This window comes from Sinorhizobium sp. NG07B (genome assembly GCF_002532005.1).
GTDB classification, from domain to species: Bacteria; Pseudomonadota; Alphaproteobacteria; order Rhizobiales; family Rhizobiaceae; genus Sinorhizobium; species Sinorhizobium fredii_C.
In genome coordinates this window covers 147466-166151 of the sequence record NZ_NWTD01000006.1, presented here as the reverse complement: position 1 = coordinate 166151, position 18686 = coordinate 147466, and the positions used below count along the sequence as shown (strand labels likewise).

16 protein-coding genes are annotated in these 18686 nt (G+C 63.5%); 8 read left to right on the top strand and 8 right to left on the bottom strand.

What is annotated here, in order from left to right:
* The first annotated feature begins 73 nt into the window (after positions 1-73).
* Complete coding sequence (locus CO664_RS20555; RefSeq protein WP_083854096.1) at positions 74-1981, top strand: tetratricopeptide repeat protein; 1908 nt, start codon at positions 74-76, stop codon at positions 1979-1981.
* 119 nt (positions 1982-2100) lie between these two features.
* On the opposite strand, the gene CO664_RS20545 is transcribed toward CO664_RS20555, so the two are convergent.
* The 6 genes from CO664_RS20545 to tkt all read right to left on the bottom strand — a co-directional run bounded on the left by CO664_RS20545 (position 2101) and on the right by tkt (position 9514).
* On the bottom strand, positions 2101-3018 hold the full coding sequence (locus tag CO664_RS20545) for a PhzF family phenazine biosynthesis protein (RefSeq protein ID WP_097539749.1): 918 nt from the start codon (positions 3016-3018) through the stop codon (positions 2101-2103).
* Between the two features lie 273 nt (positions 3019-3291).
* Complete coding sequence (locus tag CO664_RS20540) at positions 3292-4317, bottom strand: class I fructose-bisphosphate aldolase (RefSeq protein WP_097526658.1); 1026 nt, start codon at positions 4315-4317, stop codon at positions 3292-3294.
* A gap of 343 nt (positions 4318-4660) precedes the next feature.
* Positions 4661-5860 carry a phosphoglycerate kinase gene (locus CO664_RS20535; protein WP_037420094.1) on the bottom strand — a complete coding sequence of 400 codons (1200 nt, stop codon included), beginning with the start codon at positions 5858-5860 and terminating at the stop codon, positions 4661-4663.
* Positions 5860-6450 carry a putative glycolipid-binding domain-containing protein gene (locus tag CO664_RS20530; RefSeq protein WP_037420091.1) on the bottom strand — a complete coding sequence of 197 codons (591 nt, stop codon included), beginning with the start codon at positions 6448-6450 and terminating at the stop codon, positions 5860-5862. Before CO664_RS20530 ends, CO664_RS20535 begins: the two co-directional genes overlap by 1 nt.
* A gap of 4 nt (positions 6451-6454) precedes the next feature.
* Positions 6455-7465, bottom strand: coding sequence for a type I glyceraldehyde-3-phosphate dehydrogenase (gene gap / locus CO664_RS20525; RefSeq protein ID WP_097526656.1), 1011 nt, complete (start codon positions 7463-7465; stop codon positions 6455-6457).
* Between the two features lie 72 nt (positions 7466-7537).
* Complete coding sequence (tkt, locus tag CO664_RS20520) at positions 7538-9514, bottom strand: transketolase (protein WP_097539748.1); 1977 nt, start codon at positions 9512-9514, stop codon at positions 7538-7540.
* A 414-nt stretch (positions 9515-9928) separates the two neighbouring features.
* Between tkt and CO664_RS20515 the strand changes: the two genes are divergently transcribed.
* On the top strand, positions 9929-10198 hold the full coding sequence (locus CO664_RS20515; RefSeq protein WP_012709307.1) for a DUF4164 domain-containing protein: 270 nt from the start codon (positions 9929-9931) through the stop codon (positions 10196-10198).
* Between the two features lie 12 nt (positions 10199-10210).
* Complete coding sequence (locus CO664_RS20510) at positions 10211-10588, top strand: cell division protein ZapA (RefSeq protein WP_037420080.1); 378 nt, start codon at positions 10211-10213, stop codon at positions 10586-10588.
* 262 nt (positions 10589-10850) lie between these two features.
* Here the strand turns inward: CO664_RS20510 and CO664_RS20505 are convergent, their stop codons facing one another.
* Positions 10851-11750 carry a LysR family transcriptional regulator gene (locus CO664_RS20505; protein ID WP_037420077.1) on the bottom strand — a complete coding sequence of 300 codons (900 nt, stop codon included), beginning with the start codon at positions 11748-11750 and terminating at the stop codon, positions 10851-10853.
* Positions 11751-11823: 73 nt separating this feature from the next.
* Between CO664_RS20505 and CO664_RS20500 the strand changes: the two genes are divergently transcribed.
* A complete protein-coding gene (locus tag CO664_RS20500) occupies positions 11824-12048 on the top strand; it encodes a hypothetical protein (RefSeq protein WP_097526654.1) in 225 nt (74 codons plus the stop codon).
* On the opposite strand, the gene CO664_RS20495 is transcribed toward CO664_RS20500, so the two are convergent.
* The gene (locus CO664_RS20495) at positions 12043-12252 is read right to left on the bottom strand and encodes a hypothetical protein (protein WP_037420072.1); all 210 of its coding nucleotides are present in this window, start codon (positions 12250-12252) and stop codon (positions 12043-12045) included. The two genes, CO664_RS20500 and CO664_RS20495, sit on opposite strands and share 6 nt — an antisense overlap.
* Positions 12253-12520: 268 nt before the next feature.
* Between CO664_RS20495 and CO664_RS30765 the strand changes: the two genes are divergently transcribed.
* From CO664_RS30765 to CO664_RS20480, 4 genes are all read left to right on the top strand, one after another.
* Positions 12521-13102 (top strand): 5-formyltetrahydrofolate cyclo-ligase, encoded by a 582-nt coding sequence (locus CO664_RS30765; protein ID WP_176536632.1) that lies wholly within the window; start codon positions 12521-12523, stop codon positions 13100-13102.
* A gap of 6 nt (positions 13103-13108) precedes the next feature.
* Positions 13109-13933 carry a YmdB family metallophosphoesterase gene (locus tag CO664_RS30760; RefSeq protein WP_037420064.1) on the top strand — a complete coding sequence of 275 codons (825 nt, stop codon included), beginning with the start codon at positions 13109-13111 and terminating at the stop codon, positions 13931-13933.
* Between the two features lie 341 nt (positions 13934-14274).
* Positions 14275-15432: an efflux RND transporter periplasmic adaptor subunit gene (locus CO664_RS20485; RefSeq protein ID WP_097526653.1), complete on the top strand. Its 1158-nt coding sequence runs from the start codon at positions 14275-14277 to the stop codon at positions 15430-15432.
* Positions 15429-18605 carry a multidrug efflux RND transporter permease subunit gene (locus CO664_RS20480; protein WP_097539746.1) on the top strand — a complete coding sequence of 1059 codons (3177 nt, stop codon included), beginning with the start codon at positions 15429-15431 and terminating at the stop codon, positions 18603-18605. The genes CO664_RS20485 and CO664_RS20480 overlap by 4 nt, the downstream gene beginning before the upstream one ends.
* Positions 18606-18686 lie beyond the last annotated feature (81 nt).

Below are 18686 nucleotides of genomic sequence, written 5' to 3'. Positions count from 1 at the left end.
GACAGGGCTACACTTGCGCGCAAAATGCCCGAAGTCTGCGCACGACATGTAGTCAAGAAAAGGTTAAATTACCGTGCTCGGCCACAAGATGAAAATCGAGGCACTCTTGGAACGCCGCCTGACCGCCATTCTCGCTGCCGATGTCGTGGGCTACAGTCGCCTGATGGGAACCGACGAGGCGGGGACGCTGGCCGCCTTGAAACGGCATCGCCGCGAGTGCCTGGAGCCGAAGATCGCCGAACACAAGGGGCGCATCGTCAAGCTGTCCGGCGACGGCATGCTGATCGAATTTTCGAGCGTCGTGAATGCGGTGGCCTGTGCGGCCGAGATCCAGCGCGGCATGCTCGTTCGCAACGAAGGCCTGCCGAGGAGCCGGCGCATCGAACTCAGGATCGGCATCCACCTCGGCGACGTGATCGTTGAGGAGGGCGACATCTTCGGCGACGGCGTCAACGTTGCGGCGCGGCTCGAGGGGCTCGCCGATCCCTCCGGCATTGCGGTATCCTCGTCGGTGCGCGACCAGGTCGGCTCGCGGTTGGACCTCGGCTTCGTCGACAAGGGCGAATACAGCCTGAAGAACATCGCGCCGAATATCCGCGTCTATACGGTCGCGCTCGGCGAGGCGGCCGCCCGGCAGGAAACGGAGCCGCCCGACGCGACGCTCGAGGCCGGCTACGAATTATCGATCGGCGTCCTGCCCTTCACCAATATGAGCCACGATCCGGAGCAGGAATATTTCTCCGACGGCATCACCGAGGACATCATTACCGATCTTTCGAAGATCTCGCGCCTGCATGTCGTCGCCCGCAACACCGTCTTTACCTACAAGGGCAAGCCGGTGAAGGTGAAGCAGATCGCCCAGGAACTCGGCGTCCGCTTCATTCTGGAAGGCAGCGTCCGCAAGGTCGGCGAACGTGTCCGCATCACCGGCCAGCTCATCGATGCGCATACGGGCGGGCACCTGTGGGCCGATCGCTATGATCGTGATCTCACCGATATCTTTACCATCCAGGACGAGATCACGCATGCGATCGTCGCCCAGTTGAAGATCAAGCTGCTGCCGGAGGAGAAGAAGGCGATCGAGAGCGATCCGACCACTTCCGTGGAAGCCTATACCTATTATCTGCGTGGCCGGCAGTTCTCGCATACCTGGACTCGGTCCTACCTGCTGCTTGCCCGCCGGATGTTCCTGAAGGCTGTCGAACTCGATCCGAACTATGCGCGCGCCTACGCGGGCATCGCCGAATGCGAATGTGCGATCAGGGATTGGCACGAAAAGGAGTTTCCGCTCGAGAGCATCTTCGAGATGAGCTCCAAGGCACTGGCGCTCGACCCAAACCTGGCGGAAGCGCATGCCTCACGCGGGCTGGCATTGACCCACGACGGGCAGACGGAAGAGGCCGGCCGCGAATTCCGCCAGGCTCTGGCGCTGAGTCCGTCGCTCTATGAGGCCAATCTTTATTATGGCCGCTTCCTATTTGCGCAGGGCCGGTTTCAGGAGGCGGTGCAGTTCTTCAAGCGGGCGGCGGAAATCCGCACCGACGACTATTTTTCACCAATTCATTTGATGAACTGCTATCTCTCGCTCGGAATGGAATCCGAGCGCCAGCGCTGGGCGCGGATCGGCATCGAGCGGGCGAAAACCGCGCTGGAGCGGCACCCGGAAAATGCGAGCCCCGCCCATCGCGGGGCCTTGGCGCTCGCGCATCTGGGCGAAGGGGAGCGCGCCAAGGAATGGGCGGCGCGAGCGCTGGCGGTCGATCCGGACGATATCGTCGCGCAATATAACGCGGCCTGCGTCCATTCCTTGTTGGGAGAGAGCGAGCGCGCGCTCGATCTGCTGGAAGCCGTCGTTCCGCAGAGCTCCAGCTACCATCTCCTCTGGTTCAAGCAGGACTCCGATCTGGATCCGATTCGCGATCACCCCCGATTTCGGGCACTTCTCAAGTCGATGAGGGATTGCACGCCCGAGACGCGCTGATCCGGCGGGCCTCCTGCATGTCTCCTTAAATCGACCTCGATCTGAGGACAAAGACATGCAGCAATTCAAAGTGCTACAGCGACCTTACGCGTCTGATAAGACGCGCGGCGCTGTAGTGCTCAGACCTCGATCGACCCGCGCATCACCGCCACGCAATTGCCCGAAACGCTGACCTCGCGGACCGTGCCGTTCTTCTTGTTGACGCGGACCGTTATGACGCTGCGGCGGCCCATTTCCACGCCTTGCTCGATGACAATCTCGATTTCCGCATCCGCCTGCGGCAGAAGCGAAGCGAGATAGGCGCCGAGCGCCGCCGAGGCGCTGCCGGTCGCCGGATCCTCGATGACATTGTCGAGCGGCGCGAACATGCGAGCCCTGATCTGCCAAGGGCGCTCGGGTGTGCGCGCATAGAGAAACAGGCTGAAGCTGTCATCGGCGAGTGGGTAACGCGCATTCGCTTCATGGAAGGCGCTGACATCGGGCCGTGCATTCGACAGGGCGGCGACATCCCTGACTTCGGCGGCGGCAAAGGCGAGGCCGGCCGAGACACGCACGGCGGGATGAGTGCGTTCGCTCACGTCCTCCGGCCGGAGTGAGGCGCAGGCGGCGACGGTCGCAGCGTCGATGACCGGTCCGATGCTGAGCGGCCGGGGAGCGACGATGCGCGCGCCGGCAATGGCGTCGCCGTCGCCGAGAAGGGCAACCTCGACCAGCCCGGCCTTCTCTTCGAAACGCAGTTTGTCGCCGGGCCTTCTGCCGAAGATCTCCCCCTGTTGACCGAGCACGAAGGCGGTGCCGACATTCGGATGTCCGGCAAAGGGAATTTCGGCGGTCGGCGTGAAGATGCGCACACGGGCGGTGTTCGCCGGATCATCCGGCGGCAGCACGAAGGTGACTTCGGAATAGCCGAATTCGGTGGCGATCGCCTGCATCTGCTCGTCGCTCAAGCCCCGTGCATCGGGGATGACGGCGAGCTGGTTTCCGGTGAAGCGTTCGGCGGTGAAGACGTCAACGGTGACATAGGAGACGGATTTCATTGCAGTTCCCCGGCAATCGGCAATGGCGCTGATGTAAAAGCGTTATCGGCCCGCCGAAACAGCAAACTTGTCTCCCTGACAATTGGCCCCGAATACTACAGCGCCGTGCGTCTTAGCAGACGCACAAAGGACGCCGTACACTTTGAATTGCTTCATGTTTTTGTCCTCAAATCGGCTACGATTTGAGGACACATGCAGTAAGGCCCGGCGACATCGCTGCCGCCGGGCCTTCTCCTCGCTCCCTTTAACTCTTTGTCCGCTCAGGCTTACCCATCAGGCGGCCTGTTCGAGGTCCTTCTTCCAGCTGCCCTTGGCGGCGAGGCTGCACATCTTGGCGCGATGCGAGAAGGCGCGCTGGCCGGCGGCGACGTTCTCCGGCTTGCCGTTCCAGGCGTTGAGCGCTTCCTGCTGCAGGGCGCGGCCATACGAGAAAGTCAGCTTCCAGGGCAGGTCGTGCGCCGTGTTCATGGCCGAGAGATGCGCGGTCGCCTCTTCCGTCGACTGGCCGCCGGACAGGAAGGCGATTCCGGGGACAGCGGCCGGCACGGTGCGCTTTAGTACCTTGACGGTGCGCTCGGCAACGTCTTCGACCGAAGCCTTGCGGGCCTTCTTGCCGTCGATCACCATGCTCGGCTTCAGGATCATGCCTTCGAGCTTCACACGCAGGTCGCCCAGTTCCTCGAAGACGGTGCGAAGTACCCATTCGGTTACTTCTTCCGAACGCTCGATCGAGTGGTCGCCGGGGGCGCCGTCCATGAGCACTTCCGGCTCGACGATGGGGACGATCCCGGCCTCCTGGCAGAGCGTCGCATAGCGGGCAAGCGCATGGGCATTGGCCTTGATGGCGCCGAAGCTCGGCAGGGTTCCGGAGATTGCGATGACGCCACGCCATTTGGCGAAGCGGGCGCCCGCTTCATAATACTTGGCGAGGCGGGCGGCGAGGCCGTCGAGGCCCTCGGTGACGGTCTCATTAGGGAAATGCGGCAGGGGCTTTGCGCCGGTGTCGACCTTGATGCCGGGGATCGAGCCGGCGTTCTTGATGACGTCGACGAGCGCGGTGCCGTCGGCGGCCTTCTGGAACAGGGTTTCCTCATAGAGAATGACGCCGGAGATATAGTTGCGCATCGCCTCATCCGAGCGCAGCAGCATCTCGCGATAGTCGCGGCGCGAGGTCTCGGTGGACTCGAGGCCAATGCTATCGAAGCGCTTCTTGATCGTTGCGGTCGACTCGTCGGCAGCGAGCAGGCCCCGTCCGTTGGCGACCATGGCAACCGCAATATCTTCCAGTCTTTCGCTCATCTTTTTCTCCTACACAGAGCGCCGAACGCAGCGGAGCGGCGCAAGAAACCGTTTCGGTCTGAGGGCGCAAGAAACATCCTCGCGTCCGACTGCATGCCTCCGTAAGCCGTCGCCGATTTACGCAAGGAAACATGCAGCAATTCAAAGTGCTACAGCGGCCTTGGACGTCCTAAAGACGCGCGGCGCTGTAGGTACGCAGCGCGCGATAACAGAAGATACTGTGCGGGAAAATGGCAGTAAAATCGACTAAAACGATTTAAAAAAATTTAATCGTTTGAAATGTCACAATTTTTTGAGGCGCCGACCCGGGCTTATCCATTTGCCCGGGTCGGCGCGCGTGCGGCTACTTCTGCTGGTGGAGGATATCGACACCGGGCAGCGGCTTGCCTTCCATCCATTCGAGGAAGGCGCCGCCGGCGGTGGAAACATAGGAGAAATCGTCGGCGACCTCGGCGTGGTTTAGGGCAGCGACCGTATCGCCGCCGCCGGCGACCGAGACGAGCGAGCCCTGACGGGTGCGGCTGGCCGCATGCTTGGCGGCGGCCACCGTCGCTTTGTCGAAGGGGGCGATTTCGAAGGCTCCGAGCGGACCGTTCCAGACGAGGGTTTCAGCGCGCGAGATCCAGTCGCTGATGGCAGTGACGGATTTCGGCCCGACATCGAGCACCATTGCGTCGGCCGGGATCGCCTTGATGTCGACGACCTCGTGGTCGGCGCCTGCCTTGAATTCGCGGGCGACGACGCCGTCTTCCGGCAGCACGATGGCACATCCGGCGGCTTCCGCCGCGGCGATAATCGACTTTGCCGTTTCGGCAAGATCGTGCTCGCAGAGCGACTTGCCGACATCGATGCCTTGGGCGGCGAGGAAGGTGTTGGCCATGCCGCCGCCGATGACGAGCGCGTCGACCTTCTTCACGAGGTTCTGCAGCAGGTCGATCTTGGTCGACACCTTTGCGCCGCCGACGATAGCGACGACCGGACGCTTCGGATTGCCGAGACCCTTTTCGAGTGCCTCGAGTTCGGCCTGCATGGTGCGGCCGGCATAGGCGGGCAGGTGCTGTGCCAGGCCCTCGGTCGAGGCATGGGCGCGGTGCGCTGCGGAAAAGGCGTCGTTGACATAGATGTCGCCATTGGCGGCCAATGCCGTGACGAAGGCCGGATCGTTCTTTTCCTCGCCCTTGTGGAAGCGGGTGTTTTCGAGCAGCAGCACGTCGCCGTCATTCATGTCGGCTATCGCATTGGCGGCCTTGTCACCGATGCAGTCGGCGGCGAAGTGGACGCGCTGGTCGAGGATTTCCTCGACGGCAGGGGCGATCGCCTTCAGCGACATGTCGGCGACCGGTTCGCCCTTCGGGCGGCCGAAATGGGCAAGCAGGATGACCTTCGCCCCTTTTTCGGAGAGTTCGCGGATCGTCGGCGCCACGCGCTCGATGCGGGTGGTGTCGGTCACCTGACCGTCCTTGACCGGCACATTGAGATCGACGCGCACCAGCACGCGTTTGCCGGCGATATCGGTCAGATCGTCAAGGGTCTTGAAAGCCATCAGTTCGTCTCCAGTGATAGTCTCTGAAAAAGGGTGGGATAGTCGGTGACGAGGCCGTCCTCGTCCAGCGGCAGGTCGGCGGTGAAGCTGCGGTCTTCCGCCTGGTAGCGATAGAGTTTGCCCTCCTCGATGCAGGTATAGTGCTGGCCATCGACCGTGGGCTCGAAGCTGTCGAATGGCACGTAAAGCATCTTGAGTTTTACGGTGCCCGACGCCCGCGTGAGGTCCAGACGGCGGATCGGCAGGGTGTTGGTGAAGGGCGTGCCGGCAAGATCGATGTCGATGCAGCCGTCGAAGCGGGGAAGGGCGACGCCTTCCGCCGTGCGCCAATGGCCGCCGCCGTCGGAGAGCAGGTGCAGCCGGCGTCCGTCCGCCGTCCCGATGAAGAAGGAAGTGACACGCCAGCCGGCGTCGCAGTCAATGCGGTAGCGAACGCCATAGGCGGCTCCGCCGCGCGCGCCGATCAGCACGCTTTCGGCGCGGATTGCCGCGCCCACCGATGCGTCGAGAGGCCGGATCGTCAGATGTTCGAGCCCTTCCCCCTCGAGCGGACGCCAGCGCACCGTCGTTGAGGAAAGGGCCCGGAACATGGTCTTAGATGAGCTTGCTCAGGGCGACCGCCGTGTCCGACATGCGGTTGGAGAAGCCCCATTCGTTGTCGTACCAGGTGAGGATCGACACGAACTTGCCTTCCATCACCTTGGTCTGGTCCATGTGGAAAACGGAGGAATGCGGGTCATGGTTGAAGTCGATCGAGACGTTCGGGGCAAGCGTGTAGCCGAGAATGCCCTTGAGGGGGCCGTCGGCGGCTGCCTTGATCGCCGCGTTAATCTCCTCCTTGGTCGTGTCGCGCTTGGCGACGAACTTCAGGTCGACGACCGAGACGTTCGGGGTCGGCACGCGCATGGCGAAACCGTCGAGCTTGCCCTTGAGTTCCGGCAGGACGAGGCCGACGGCCTTGGCCGCACCGGTCGAGGTCGGGATCATCGACAGCGCCGCGGCACGGGCGCGGTAGAGGTCCTTGTGCATCTGGTCGAGCGACGGCTGGTCGTTCGTGTAGGAGTGGATCGTCGTCATCATGCCGTGATCGATGCCGATGGCGTCGTTCAGCACCTTGGCGACCGGTGCGAGGCAGTTGGTCGTGCAGGATGCGTTGGAGATGACCAGGTGATCTTTGGTCAGCTTGTCGTGGTTGACGCCGTAGACGACGGTGAGATCGGCGCCGTCGGCCGGTGCCGAGACGATGACGCGCTTGGCGCCGGCTTCGAGATGGGCGGCTGCCTTGTCGCGCGCGGTGAAGATGCCGGTGCATTCCATCGCGACGTCGACGCTGAGGTCCTTGTGCGGCAGTTCGGCCGGGTTGCGGATGGCCGTCACCTTGATCGGCTTGCCGCTGTTGATGACGATCGCGTCGCCGTCGACCTTCACGTCGGCCGGGAAGCGGCCGTGAATGGAGTCGAAGCGCAGCAGGTGGGCGTTGGTCTCGACGGGGCCGAGGTCGTTGATCGCGACGACTTCGATATCCGTGCGGCCGGATTCAACGATGGCGCGAAGCACGTTGCGGCCGATGCGGCCGAAACCATTGATGGCGACTTTGACTGTCATGTCGGGTCTCTCCCTATCAGTTTGGCGTGGGTAAACGAATGGAGGGCGCCACAAGGGCGCCCTCCGGCTTGATCAGGACAGCTTGGCTTCGGCGGCCGCGACAACCGCTTCCGGCGTGATGCCGAAGTGCTTGTAGAGTTCCTTGTAGGGACCGGAAGCGCCGAAGCTCGACATGCCGACGAAGGTGCCGTCGCTGCCGATGATATGATCCCAGCCCTGGCGGACGCCGGCTTCGATGGCGATCTTGACCGGCGAATTGCCGACGATCGCCTTCTGATAGTCGTCGCTCTGCTCCGCGAAAAGCTCGACGCAGGGCACGGAAACGACGCGGGCGGAAATGCCCTTCTCCTGCAGCGCCTGGCTGGCCTTGACGGCGATCTCCACTTCCGAGCCGGTGGCGAAGAGCGTCACCTTCGCATCCTTCGCGGGGACCAGGTCATAGGCGCCGCGGGCGCAGAGGTTTTCTTCCTTGAATTCGGTACGCACCGCCATCAGGTTCTGGCGCGTCAGCGCGATGGCGGACGGGCGATTGCGGCTTTCGAGTGCGAGCTGCCAGCACTCCGCCGTTTCCGTCGCGTCGGCCGGGCGAAACACCAGGAGGTTGGGGATGGCGCGCAGCGAGGCCAGGTGCTCGACAGGCTGGTGCGTCGGGCCGTCCTCGCCGAGACCGATCGAATCGTGGGTCAGGACGTGGATGACGCGAATGCCCATTAGTGCGGCAAGCCGGATCGACGGACGGCAATAGTCCGAGAAGATCAGGAAGCCGCCCGAATAGGGGATTAGTCCGCCATGCAGCGCCATGCCGTTCATGGCGGCGGCCATGCCGTGCTCGCGTACGCCGTAGTGGACGTAACGGCCGGAGAAATTGTCCGGCGTGATCGAATGGGTCTGGCTCGTCTTGGTGTTGTTGGAGCCGGTCAGGTCGGCCGAGCCGCCGATCGTTTCGTTGAGCACGCCGTTGATGACTTCCAGCGCATCCTCGGAAGCCTTGCGGGTGGCCGGCGACGGCTTGGTCTCGGCGAGCTTCTGCTTGTAGGCGCTGATCGCCGGGGCGAGGCCCGCTTCGAGTTCGCCGGAGAAGCGGCGCACGAATTCGGCCCTCTTCTCAGCGGCCTCGAGCTTTGCCTCCCATGCCCTGCGCGTCTCGGCCGAGCGCTCGCCGGCGCTGCGCCAGGCGTCGAGCACGTCGGCGGGAACGGTGAAGGCTTCGGCTTCCCAACCGAGCGCCTTGCGGGTCGCGGCGATCTCCTCGGCGCCGAGCGGCGAGCCGTGCACCTTGTGGGTGCCGGCCTTGTTCGGCGCACCGAAGCCGATGACGGTCTTGCAGGCGATCATCGTCGGCTTGTCGGACTTCTGCGCCTCCTCGATCGCCGCGGCGATCGCTTCCGGATCATGGCCGTCGACGGCGATCGTATGCCACTTGGACGCACGGAAGCGGGCGTGCTGATCGGTCGAGTCGGCGATCGAGATCGGCCCATCAATCGAGATGTTGTTGTCGTCCCAGAAGACGATGAGCTTGTTGAGCTTCAGATGGCCGGCAAGCGCGATCGCCTCCTGGCTGATGCCTTCCATCAGGCAGCCGTCGCCGGCGATCACATAGGTGAAGTGCTCGATGAGGTCGCTGCCGAATTCGTCGCGCAGCTTGCGCTCGGCGAGCGCCATGCCGACGGCATTCGCAATGCCCTGGCCGAGCGGCCCCGTGGTCGTTTCGATGCCGGCGGCATGGCCGTATTCCGGATGGCCGGCGGTCCGCGAGCCGAGCTGGCGGAAATTCCTGATCTCGTCGATGGTGATGTCTTCGTAGCCGGTGAGATAGAGCAGCGAATAGAGCAGCATCGAGCCGTGGCCGGCCGACAGCACGAAGCGGTCGCGGTTCGCCCAGGCGGGGTTTTTCGGGTCGAAGCTCAGGTAGCGGGTGAAGAGGACCGTTGCTATGTCGGCCGCCCCCATCGGTAGACCCGGGTGGCCGGAATTTGCCTTCTCGACGGCGTCCATGGAGAGGAAACGGATTGCATTCGCCATCCGGTCGTGTTTTTCGCGAGAGATCATGACTGTTCCGTTGCGTTCGGTGGTCAGGGGACGGTCTCTATCCTCCAAAGACCGTATGAGAAGCGGCCGAACACATAGCAGGTGCGCCGCCCGAGTCAACAAATACAGGCCTTCCGGCGCCGGTGGCGGCGCGCTTTTGCGACCTTGCCTGGGCCGAAGGATCGCGCCGCAAGCATAGCATCGGGGGATAAAATCGGCGATCCACAGCTTGCAGCGTGCAATTGGCGACGCCGCCATTGTTGAGCCTTACGGAATGGGTTTAAAAAGGTTGATCCGAACGGCCGGAACGCTGGACGATTCGGAGCGCGGAGCGAGAGAGGTTCAGGCGATAGGCGCGGGATCGGCTCCGCCCCTTGTTTCGGGCAATGAGAAAGCGTTCGGCCTTGCTCATCCCCTCTGGAGGTTTCGAAAGAGATGCCTGCAAAGACGGTCAATGCGGCGATCGAGGAATTGCGAAACGCGGTTCAGTCCCTTGAAATCGCAATCGACGGCCGCTTTGACAAGGAAAAGGACGTGAGCGAGTTCGAGGGCGAGGTGCGCCGGGTCAATACGGACCGGTCGCGGCTGGCGCAGGAGCTCGATCAGTCGCAGTTCCGGGCCAATCGTTTGGAAGAAGTCAATCGCGAAGTGTCCCGCCGTCTGGTGACGGCGATGGAGACCATTCGGGCAGTGCTGGATCGCTGAGGTTCTTGAAGCATGGCACAGGTGACGGTGACGATCGACGGCAAGGCCTACCGCATGGCCTGCGAGGAAGGGCAGGAGGATCACCTGAGCGACCTCGCCGCCCGGTTCGATCAATATGTCGGCCACCTGAAGGGGCAGTTCGGCGAAATCGGCGACCTCAGGCTGACGGTGATGGCGGGCATCATGGTCATGGACGAACTGAGCGAGGTCAATCGGCGGCTGAAGAACCTCGAGGCCGAGGTCGGAAACCTGAAGAACAGCCGCGACGCGAACCTTTCCGACCAGGCGAGAAGCGAGGAGGCGCTCGCCTCGGCATTGGCGGACGTGACGGCGCAGATCCAGGACATCACCGCCAAGCTCAACGGCCGCCCGGCCGCTCCGGCGAACTAGGCCGCCCCGGCTCGAGACCCCCAATTGTCGGTGCGGGTGCGATTTCCGCCGGACCGCTCTGGCGAAAACGGTGAAGACGTTCTATATCTGCGGGGCGGTCTGCGCTTCCCGACAGGAACCACAATCCCCGGGGCCATACACGATCTCAAGGGAGCTGTCCCTGTCCGGACCCGTGGGTCTGGACCACACGGCGCCCACCTACTTAGTAGGCACCCGGGATCGTAAACTCTCCACCGGTCGTCGTGGATCGCACTCCTTCCTTTCAATCGGCACCCCGAAAGGCGCGACGGATGGCGTCGGCCATTGCGTCCACCGTCGGGGAGCGATGGTCCGGTCTCGTGCGCAAGACGACGTTCGACATGTCGATGATGCCGAAGCCGTCGTCTTCGGTCAGTTCGCGGCAGCCATGGGGTATGGCGCTGCGCGACAGCGCGGCGATGGCGAGACCTGAAACGACCGCGGCGATCAGGCCGCTGCTCGTGCGGCTGACATAGGCGACGCGACTGTCTATGCCCCGTTTCTTCAGACTGCGCAGGGCCAGATCATCACACCACCCGCCTTCATAATAGGTATAAGTGGCAATTGGCACAGGTCGCCGCTCATGCGTGCCGTGCTGGTCCGAGACGGCCCAGACGGTCGGATCCACCATGAGGACTTCGTTCCTCGTTCGGCCGCCCGGCTCGAACACGACGGCGATGTCGATCTCGCCGGCATCGAGCGATTTCAGATTGGACATCGAGTGCCCCTGCTGCACCGTCACCTCGACATTCGGGTGACTGGCGGCGAAGGCGCCGAGCGCTCTCGGCAGCGTTGAGTTGATGTATTCCTCCGATATGCCGATGCGGACCGAGCCGTCGAGGGCGGGCTGGCGCAGGGCTGCCGCCGTGTCGTCGAGCAGGGCGACAATCCGCCGCGCATTGTCGACGAGGCGCCGGCCCTCAGCCGTCAGCACGACGCCGCGGGAATGCCGCTCGAAAAGCGGGAAGCCGAGCAGGTCCTCGAGCTTCTTGATCTGCATGCTGACGGCCGATTGCGTGCGTCGAACCGCATCGGCGGCCCGTGTCAGGTTGCCGGTATCGGCGACCGCGAGAAACGTTCTGAGCAAGTCGCTGTCGAGCGGAAGGGACATGGCGGCGCCATAAGAAATTCTGATGCCAGCCATGTTCGCAATTCGTTTGTCTCATGTCAACGAAAGCCGGAAAATCGGATTGTTCCTTCTTTCGCGAGGCCCTGTCATGCCTGTACTGGTTGCGCCCGCTTCTCCGACTTCCCGGCAATCGTCGCTGTTCGGCGCCGCGGTCGAGCGTTTGCGGCTGCGGTGGGCCATCGAGGCCCATTGGAGGCTGGTGATGGATCGCGGCGACCCGCATCTCATCAGCGACGGCGGCCTCGTCGGGATCGAGTCTTCGCCGGACGGATGGTGGCCGGATCCGGTCCGGCATTCACACTGGATGCTATGAGATAAGGTCGAGCCTTGCGGCGCGGATGACGGCTTCGGCGAGATTGTTCGCGTTGAGCTTGCGCATCGCCTCTTCGAGGGCCCGATCGATCCGTTCCACCGGAATATCGGTTTCGCGCATCATCTCCAACCGAGTCCGGCCGCGGGCTGCCAGCGAGAGGCAGCGCAGTTCCAAAACGCCGAGCTGGTCGATCCTGTCCGTCATGGACACGGGCCTGTTCTCCGAGAGCTACCGGCCCGCCGGATCGCAGCTCGTCCAATCATTTGAAATCATGAAGGTAATTGCACGAGCAAAGCGTCGCGCGAAGCCGAACCGCGGCAAAAGGTGAAGATCCGGTTAATGCTGTTTCGTTTTGGGAGGGGTGGAGGACTGTCGCGAAATGTTGCAAAAGCGCGGAGACACGGGTTCAGTTCGCCTGTGAACTGCACTACCTCGTTGCAGGTTCGAACCGTTTGATGGAAAGGGATGCTTGATGTCGCCGAGGGACTTGAAAGCCGCACTGCGGACGGAGCGTCTGGCGATGCGCGACGCCATGCCGGCCGAGGCCCGCATCGAGGCGAGCCTCGCCATGGCGGATCATGCCAGCGACATCATCGCGCTTGATCCCGGGCACGTGGTTTCCGGCTTCTGGCCGATCCGTTCGGAGGCGGACATCCGGCCGCTGATGGTGCGGCTCAAGGACCGCGGGGCGCGCCTCTGCCTGCCGGTGATCCTCGACAAGAAGACCATTGTGTTTCGCGAGCTCGCCGACGGCGTGGCGGTCGTAGAGACCGGCTTCGGCACGACGGGCCCCGGACCGGACGCGCCCGAGCTCGATCCGGACATTATGCTTGTGCCGCTTTCGGCCTTCGATGCGGTCGGCCACCGGATCGGCTACGGCGCCGGTTATTATGACCGGGCGATCGACCGCTTGCGCAGCAAAGGCCACATGCCGCGCCTGATCGGGATTGCATTCGACTGCCAGGAAGTGGCATCAGTGCCGGCGGAACCGCACGACGTGGCGCTCGACGCCGTGTTGACGGAGAGCGGTTTCCGACATTTCGAGCGGGATTGAACGGGTATGCGACTTCTGTTTCTGGGAGATATGGTTGGCAAGACGGGCCGCACGGCGGTCTGGGAGCGCCTCCCGGGGCTGGTTAGCGATCTCAAGCTCGATTTCGTCGTCGTCAATGGCGAGAACGCCGCCGGCGGCTTCGGCATCACCGAGGACATCTTCCTGGAGACGATCAGCGCCGGTGCCGATGTGGTGACGACCGGCAACCACGTCTGGGACCAAAAGGAGGCCGTCGTCTTCTGCGAGCGGCATGACCAGTTCCTCCGCCCGGCCAATTATCCGGCCGGCACGCCCGGTCGCGGCTCCAATCTCTTCTTTTCCCGCAACGGCGCCCGCGTGCTGGTCGCCAACGTCATGGGCCGGGTCTTCATGCATCCGGAACTCGACGACCCGTTCAAATGCGCCGAGGCAATCCTCGAAGCCTGCCCGCTCGGGGAACAGGCCGATGTCGTCGTCTTCGACTTCCACGCCGAGGCGACGAGCGAGAAGCAGTGCTTTGGCCATTTCGTCGATGGCCGCGCCAGCCTCGTAGTCGGTACGCATACCCATGTACCGACGGCCGATCACCAGATCTTGAACGGCGGCACCGGCTATATCAGCGACGCCGGCATGTGCGGCGACTACGATTCCTCGCTCGGCATGGACAAGGAAGAGCCGCTCAACCGTTTCATCTCCAAGATGCCCAAGGGCCGCTTCGAAGCGGCCTCCGGTCCCGCAACGATTTGCGGCGTCGGCGTCGAAATTTCCGACCGCACGGGACTTGCCGAAAAGATCGCGCCGCTCCGGCTCGGCCCGCGGCTTGGCGAAACGATGCCGGAATTCTGGTCCTGAGAATCGGCCGGCTTCGGCCGATTTCTCGGCGGACATCCGACTAGCCTGCAATCCGACGACCGCCTGCAACGCCGTGGGAGACGCTTTTTTTCAAGTGACAGGCTTTGAAAATGGTGGCAGGTTAGCGCGCAAATCAGAGCCGTTTTGAGCGGCCGCTATCGCAAGTTCCCATGTCGATCTAGAAGCCAGAGCAAAATGCGTGCGGGAAAACCGCAGGCACTCTTCCTTTTCCCGCTCTGGCACCACTCGGTGGCAATGCCCCGGGCTCGAGACTGTCGCCACGGCAACTGGACGCAAGCCGCGCCGGGCGATCTTGCTATTCAAGTGCCTGGAGAACGTGCATGTTGCGAAAGTGGCGTCTGCCGGCGATCGCCGGCATTTCGATCTCTCTTCTCATGTTGTCCCCGGCCGGGGCGCAGGATGCTCAGATGCCGGCGGTGACCGTCGCCAAGCCGGTGGTACGGGACGTCATCGACGCCGATGAGTTCATCGGACGCTTTCAGGCGGTGGACGAGGTCTCGGTCCGTTCGCGTGTTGGCGGCTATCTGGACCAGGTGTTCTTTACGGACGGCGCGCTGGTGAAGAAGGGCGACAAGCTCTTCGTCATCGACCAACGGCCTTTCCGCCTGGCTCTCTCCCAGGCGGAGGCGTCGCTTGCCTCGGCGCAGTCGACGCTCTCCTTCGCCGAGGCGCAGTTCAAGCGAACCGAGTCCCTGACCGGAACCGGCACGCTTTCGATTTCCAAGCTCGACGACGACCGCCGCGCGCTGCTTGCCGCACAGGCGAATATTCGGGGCGCCGAGGCGGCCGTCGATCGGGCCAAGCTCGATCTCGAATACACGACGATCACCGCGCCGCTCAGCGGCCGCGTCGACCGGCGCTGGATATCGCCCGGCAACCTTGTCCAGGCGGACGAGACCGTGTTGACGACGATCGTCTCCCTCGATCCGATCGATTTCTATTTCGACGTCGACGAGCGGCGGCTGCTTTCCTATGCGCGCACCGCCCGCGACCGCGGCAGCGCGCTGCAGGAGGGCGCGGGCGCGCTCTCCGTGCACGTGACAATCGCCGATGCCACGGAACCGCCGTTCGAGGGAAAGCTCGATTTCTCCGAGAACAGGGTCGACACCCAAACAGGTACGATGCGCCTGCGCGCACGCTTCGAGAACCCCAACTTCATTCTGCAGCCGGGCCTTTTCGGGCGTGTCGAGGTCGAAGGCTCCAACACCTACCAGGCGATCCTCATTCCCGATGAGGCGATCGCCGCCGACCAGAACGAGCGCGTCGTCTATGTGGTCGGCGAGGATGGCAGCGTTGCGACCAAACCGGTGCGCCTCGGGCCGCGGTTGCATGGCTACCGGGTGATCCGCAGCGGCCTGACCGGCGATCAGACGATCATCGTCAACGGGATCATGCGCGCGCGACCGGGCGTCAAGGTGAAGCCTGAGCTTGTCGTGCTGCCGCAGGAAGCGGCGCAGGCGGCGGAGAACGCCCAATGAGATTTGCGCATTTCTTCGTCGACCGGCCGATCTTCGCTTCGGTGCTGTCGATCGTGCTGCTGATCATCGGCGGCATCGCCTATTTCCAGCTGCCGGTGGCGCAATATCCGGAGATCGCGCCGCCCACCATCGTCGTCAGGGCTTCCTATCCGGGCGCGGATGCGGAGACCGTCGCCAATACGGTCGCCACGCCGCTCGAGCAGGAAATCAACGGCGTCGAGAACATGCTCTACATGTCCTCCTATTCGACCGCCGACGGCTCCATGTCGCTGACCATTACCTTCAAGCTCGGCACCGATCTCGACGAGGCGCAGGTGCTGGTGCAGAACCGGGTCTCGATCGCCGAGCCGCGCCTGCCCGAGGACGTGCGGCGCATTGGGGTCACCACCACCAAGAGCTCGCCGGACCTGATGATGGTCGTTCACCTGCTCTCGCCGAACGACCGCTACGACCAGCTCTACGTCTCCAACTATGCTCGCTCGCGTATCCGCGACCTTCTCGTCCGGCTCGACGGCGTCGGCGACGTCATCCTGTTCGGCGAGCGCGAATATGCGCTGCGTGTGTGGCTCGACCCGCAGAAGCTCTCCGCTTACGGCATGACATCCGGCGACGTCGTCGAGGCGCTGCGCCAGCAGAACGTCCAGGTCTCCGGCGGCTCGATCGGCGGTCCGCCAATGTCGGGCGACAGTGCCTTTCAATATACCGTCACCACCGACGGCCGCTTCAGCGACGCGCGACAGTTTCGCTATGTGATCGTCAAGGCGACCGAGGACGGCAGGCTCGTGCAGCTGCAGGACGTCGCCCGCGTCGAGCTCGGAGCGCGCGAATATGTCACGAACAGCTACCTGAACGGCAGCCCGGCCGTGGCGCTCGGCATCTTTTCGCGTCCCGGCACCAACGCGCTCGCGGCGGCGGACGCGATCCAGGCGACGATGACCGACCTTTCCAGGGACTTTCCCGATGGGCTCGAACACCGCATCATCTACAATCCGACCGAGTTCATTTCGGAATCGATCGACGAAGTCTATTTGACGATCGGCGAGGCGGTGATCCTCGTGGCGCTGGTGGTGATCGTCTTCCTCCAGTCCTGGCGCACCGCAATCATCCCGATCGTCGCCATTCCGGTCTCGCTGATCGGCACCTTCGCGCTGCTCTTCGCCTTCGGCTTCTCCCTCAACATGCTGACGCTGTTCGGCCTGGTGCTGGCAATCGGCATCGTGGTCGACGATGCGATCGTTGTCGTCGAGAATGTCGAACGCAATCTGGCGCAAGGCATGACGCCGAGAGAAGCGGCGCATGTGACGATGGACGAGGTTGGCGCGGCAGTGATCGCCATCTCGCTGGTCCTCACCGCCGTCTTTGTGCCGACGGCCTTCATTCCGGGCATTGCAGGGCAGTTCTACCTGCAGTTCGCCGTGACGATCGCGGTGGCGACGGTGATCTCCGCCGTCAATTCGCTGACCCTGTCGCCGGCGCTTGCGGCGATCCTGCTGCGCCCGCATGACGATCACGAACATGAAAGCCGCAACCCGGTGACCCGTTTCGGGCGTGCCCTGGCCAACGGCTTCAACAACGGTTTCGACCGGATGGCGGACGGCTATGGCTGGGTTGTGCGCCGTCTCGTGCAGACGCGGATTGCGCTGGCCGCCGCGTTGCTTGTCTTTGTCGCGCTGCTCGGGGCCACCTGGTACATGGCACAGGTTGTGCCGCGCGGCTTTATCCCGACAATGGACCAGGGCTACGCGATCGTCGTCATCCAGCTCCCCGATGGTGCCTCGCTCGAACGGACCGATGCCGTCGTCCAGCGTGCGTCGGCGATGATCCGGGAAGTCCCGGGGGTGAGGGACGCCGTCGCCTTTGCCGGCTTCAACGGCGCGACCTTCACCAACGCCTCGAACTCCGGCGTGATCTTCACGCCCTTCGACAGTTTCGAGGAGCGGCTCGAACACGGCCAGAGTGCCACCCAGATCATTGGCCAGATCTTCGGCGCGATGCAGAGCATTCAGGAGGCCTTCATCATCGCCGTGCCGCCGCCCTCGGTGCGCGGCATCGGCAATTCGGGCGGCTTCAAGATGCAGATCATGGACCGCCAGAGCGCTGACATGCGTCGTGTTCTGGGTCTTGCCTTCCAGATGATGGGTGCGGCCAATCAGACCGAAGGACTGGTGGGCGTGTTCACCACTTTCTCGGCCTCGAGCCCGCAATTCTTCCTCGCAATCGACCGCGACAAGGCGCGGGCGTTGAACGTGCCGATCCCCAACATTTTCGAGACCCTATCGATCAATCTGGGCACGTCCTACGTCAACGACTTCAACGCTTTCGGCCGTGTCTACCAGGTCCGCGCCCAGGCCGACCAGCAATATCGGGTGGAGCGCGACGACATCCTTGCACTCAAAGTCAGATCGGCTTCCGGCGCGCTGGTGCCGCTCGGCACGCTCGTCGAGATCCGCGACACCAGCGGCCCTGCGCTCGTGCAGCGCTACAACATGTATGTCTCGGTGCCGGTCCAGGGCAATCCGGCGCCGGGTGTTTCGACCGGCACGGCGCTCGACAAGATGGAGGCGCTTGCCGGCCAGATCCTGCCACAGGGGACGACCTTCGAGTGGACCGAACTTGCCTTGCAGGAGCGCCAGACCGGCAACACCGCCGCATTCATCTTCGCGCTGTCGGTAATCTTCGTGTTCCTGGCGCTGGCCGCGCAATATGAGAGCTGGGTGCTGCCGCTGGCGATCATCCTGATCGTGCCGCTTGCCGTTCTCGCCGCCCTCATCGGCGTCTCGCTCAGGGGCATGGACAACAATGTCCTGACGCAGATCGGCCTCATCGTGCTGATCGGCCTTTCCGCGAAGAACGCGATCCTGATCGTCGAATTCGCGCGCCAGGGCGAGGAGGAGGGCAGATCGCCGATCGAGGCGGCGATCGAGGCAAGCCGGCTCCGGCTGCGGCCGATCCTGATGACCGCCTTTGCCTTCATCCTCGGCGTCGTTCCGCTGGTGATCGCGACCGGTCCCGGCGCCGAAATGCGCCAGTCGCTCGGCACCGCGGTCTTTTCCGGCATGCTCGGCGTCACCTTCCTCGGCCTGTTCCTGACCCCGGTCTTCTACGTGACGCTGCGTTCGTTCCGCCGCAAGCGGGCGCCGGTCCCGGAGGCGGCGGGCGCTCCGGCGGAGTGACGCAAGGCCCCGCAATGACGCGATTGTGAGCGGAGGGCGACCTTTGTAAGTGGACGGCGCCGCGGGCTTGAATGATCCTGC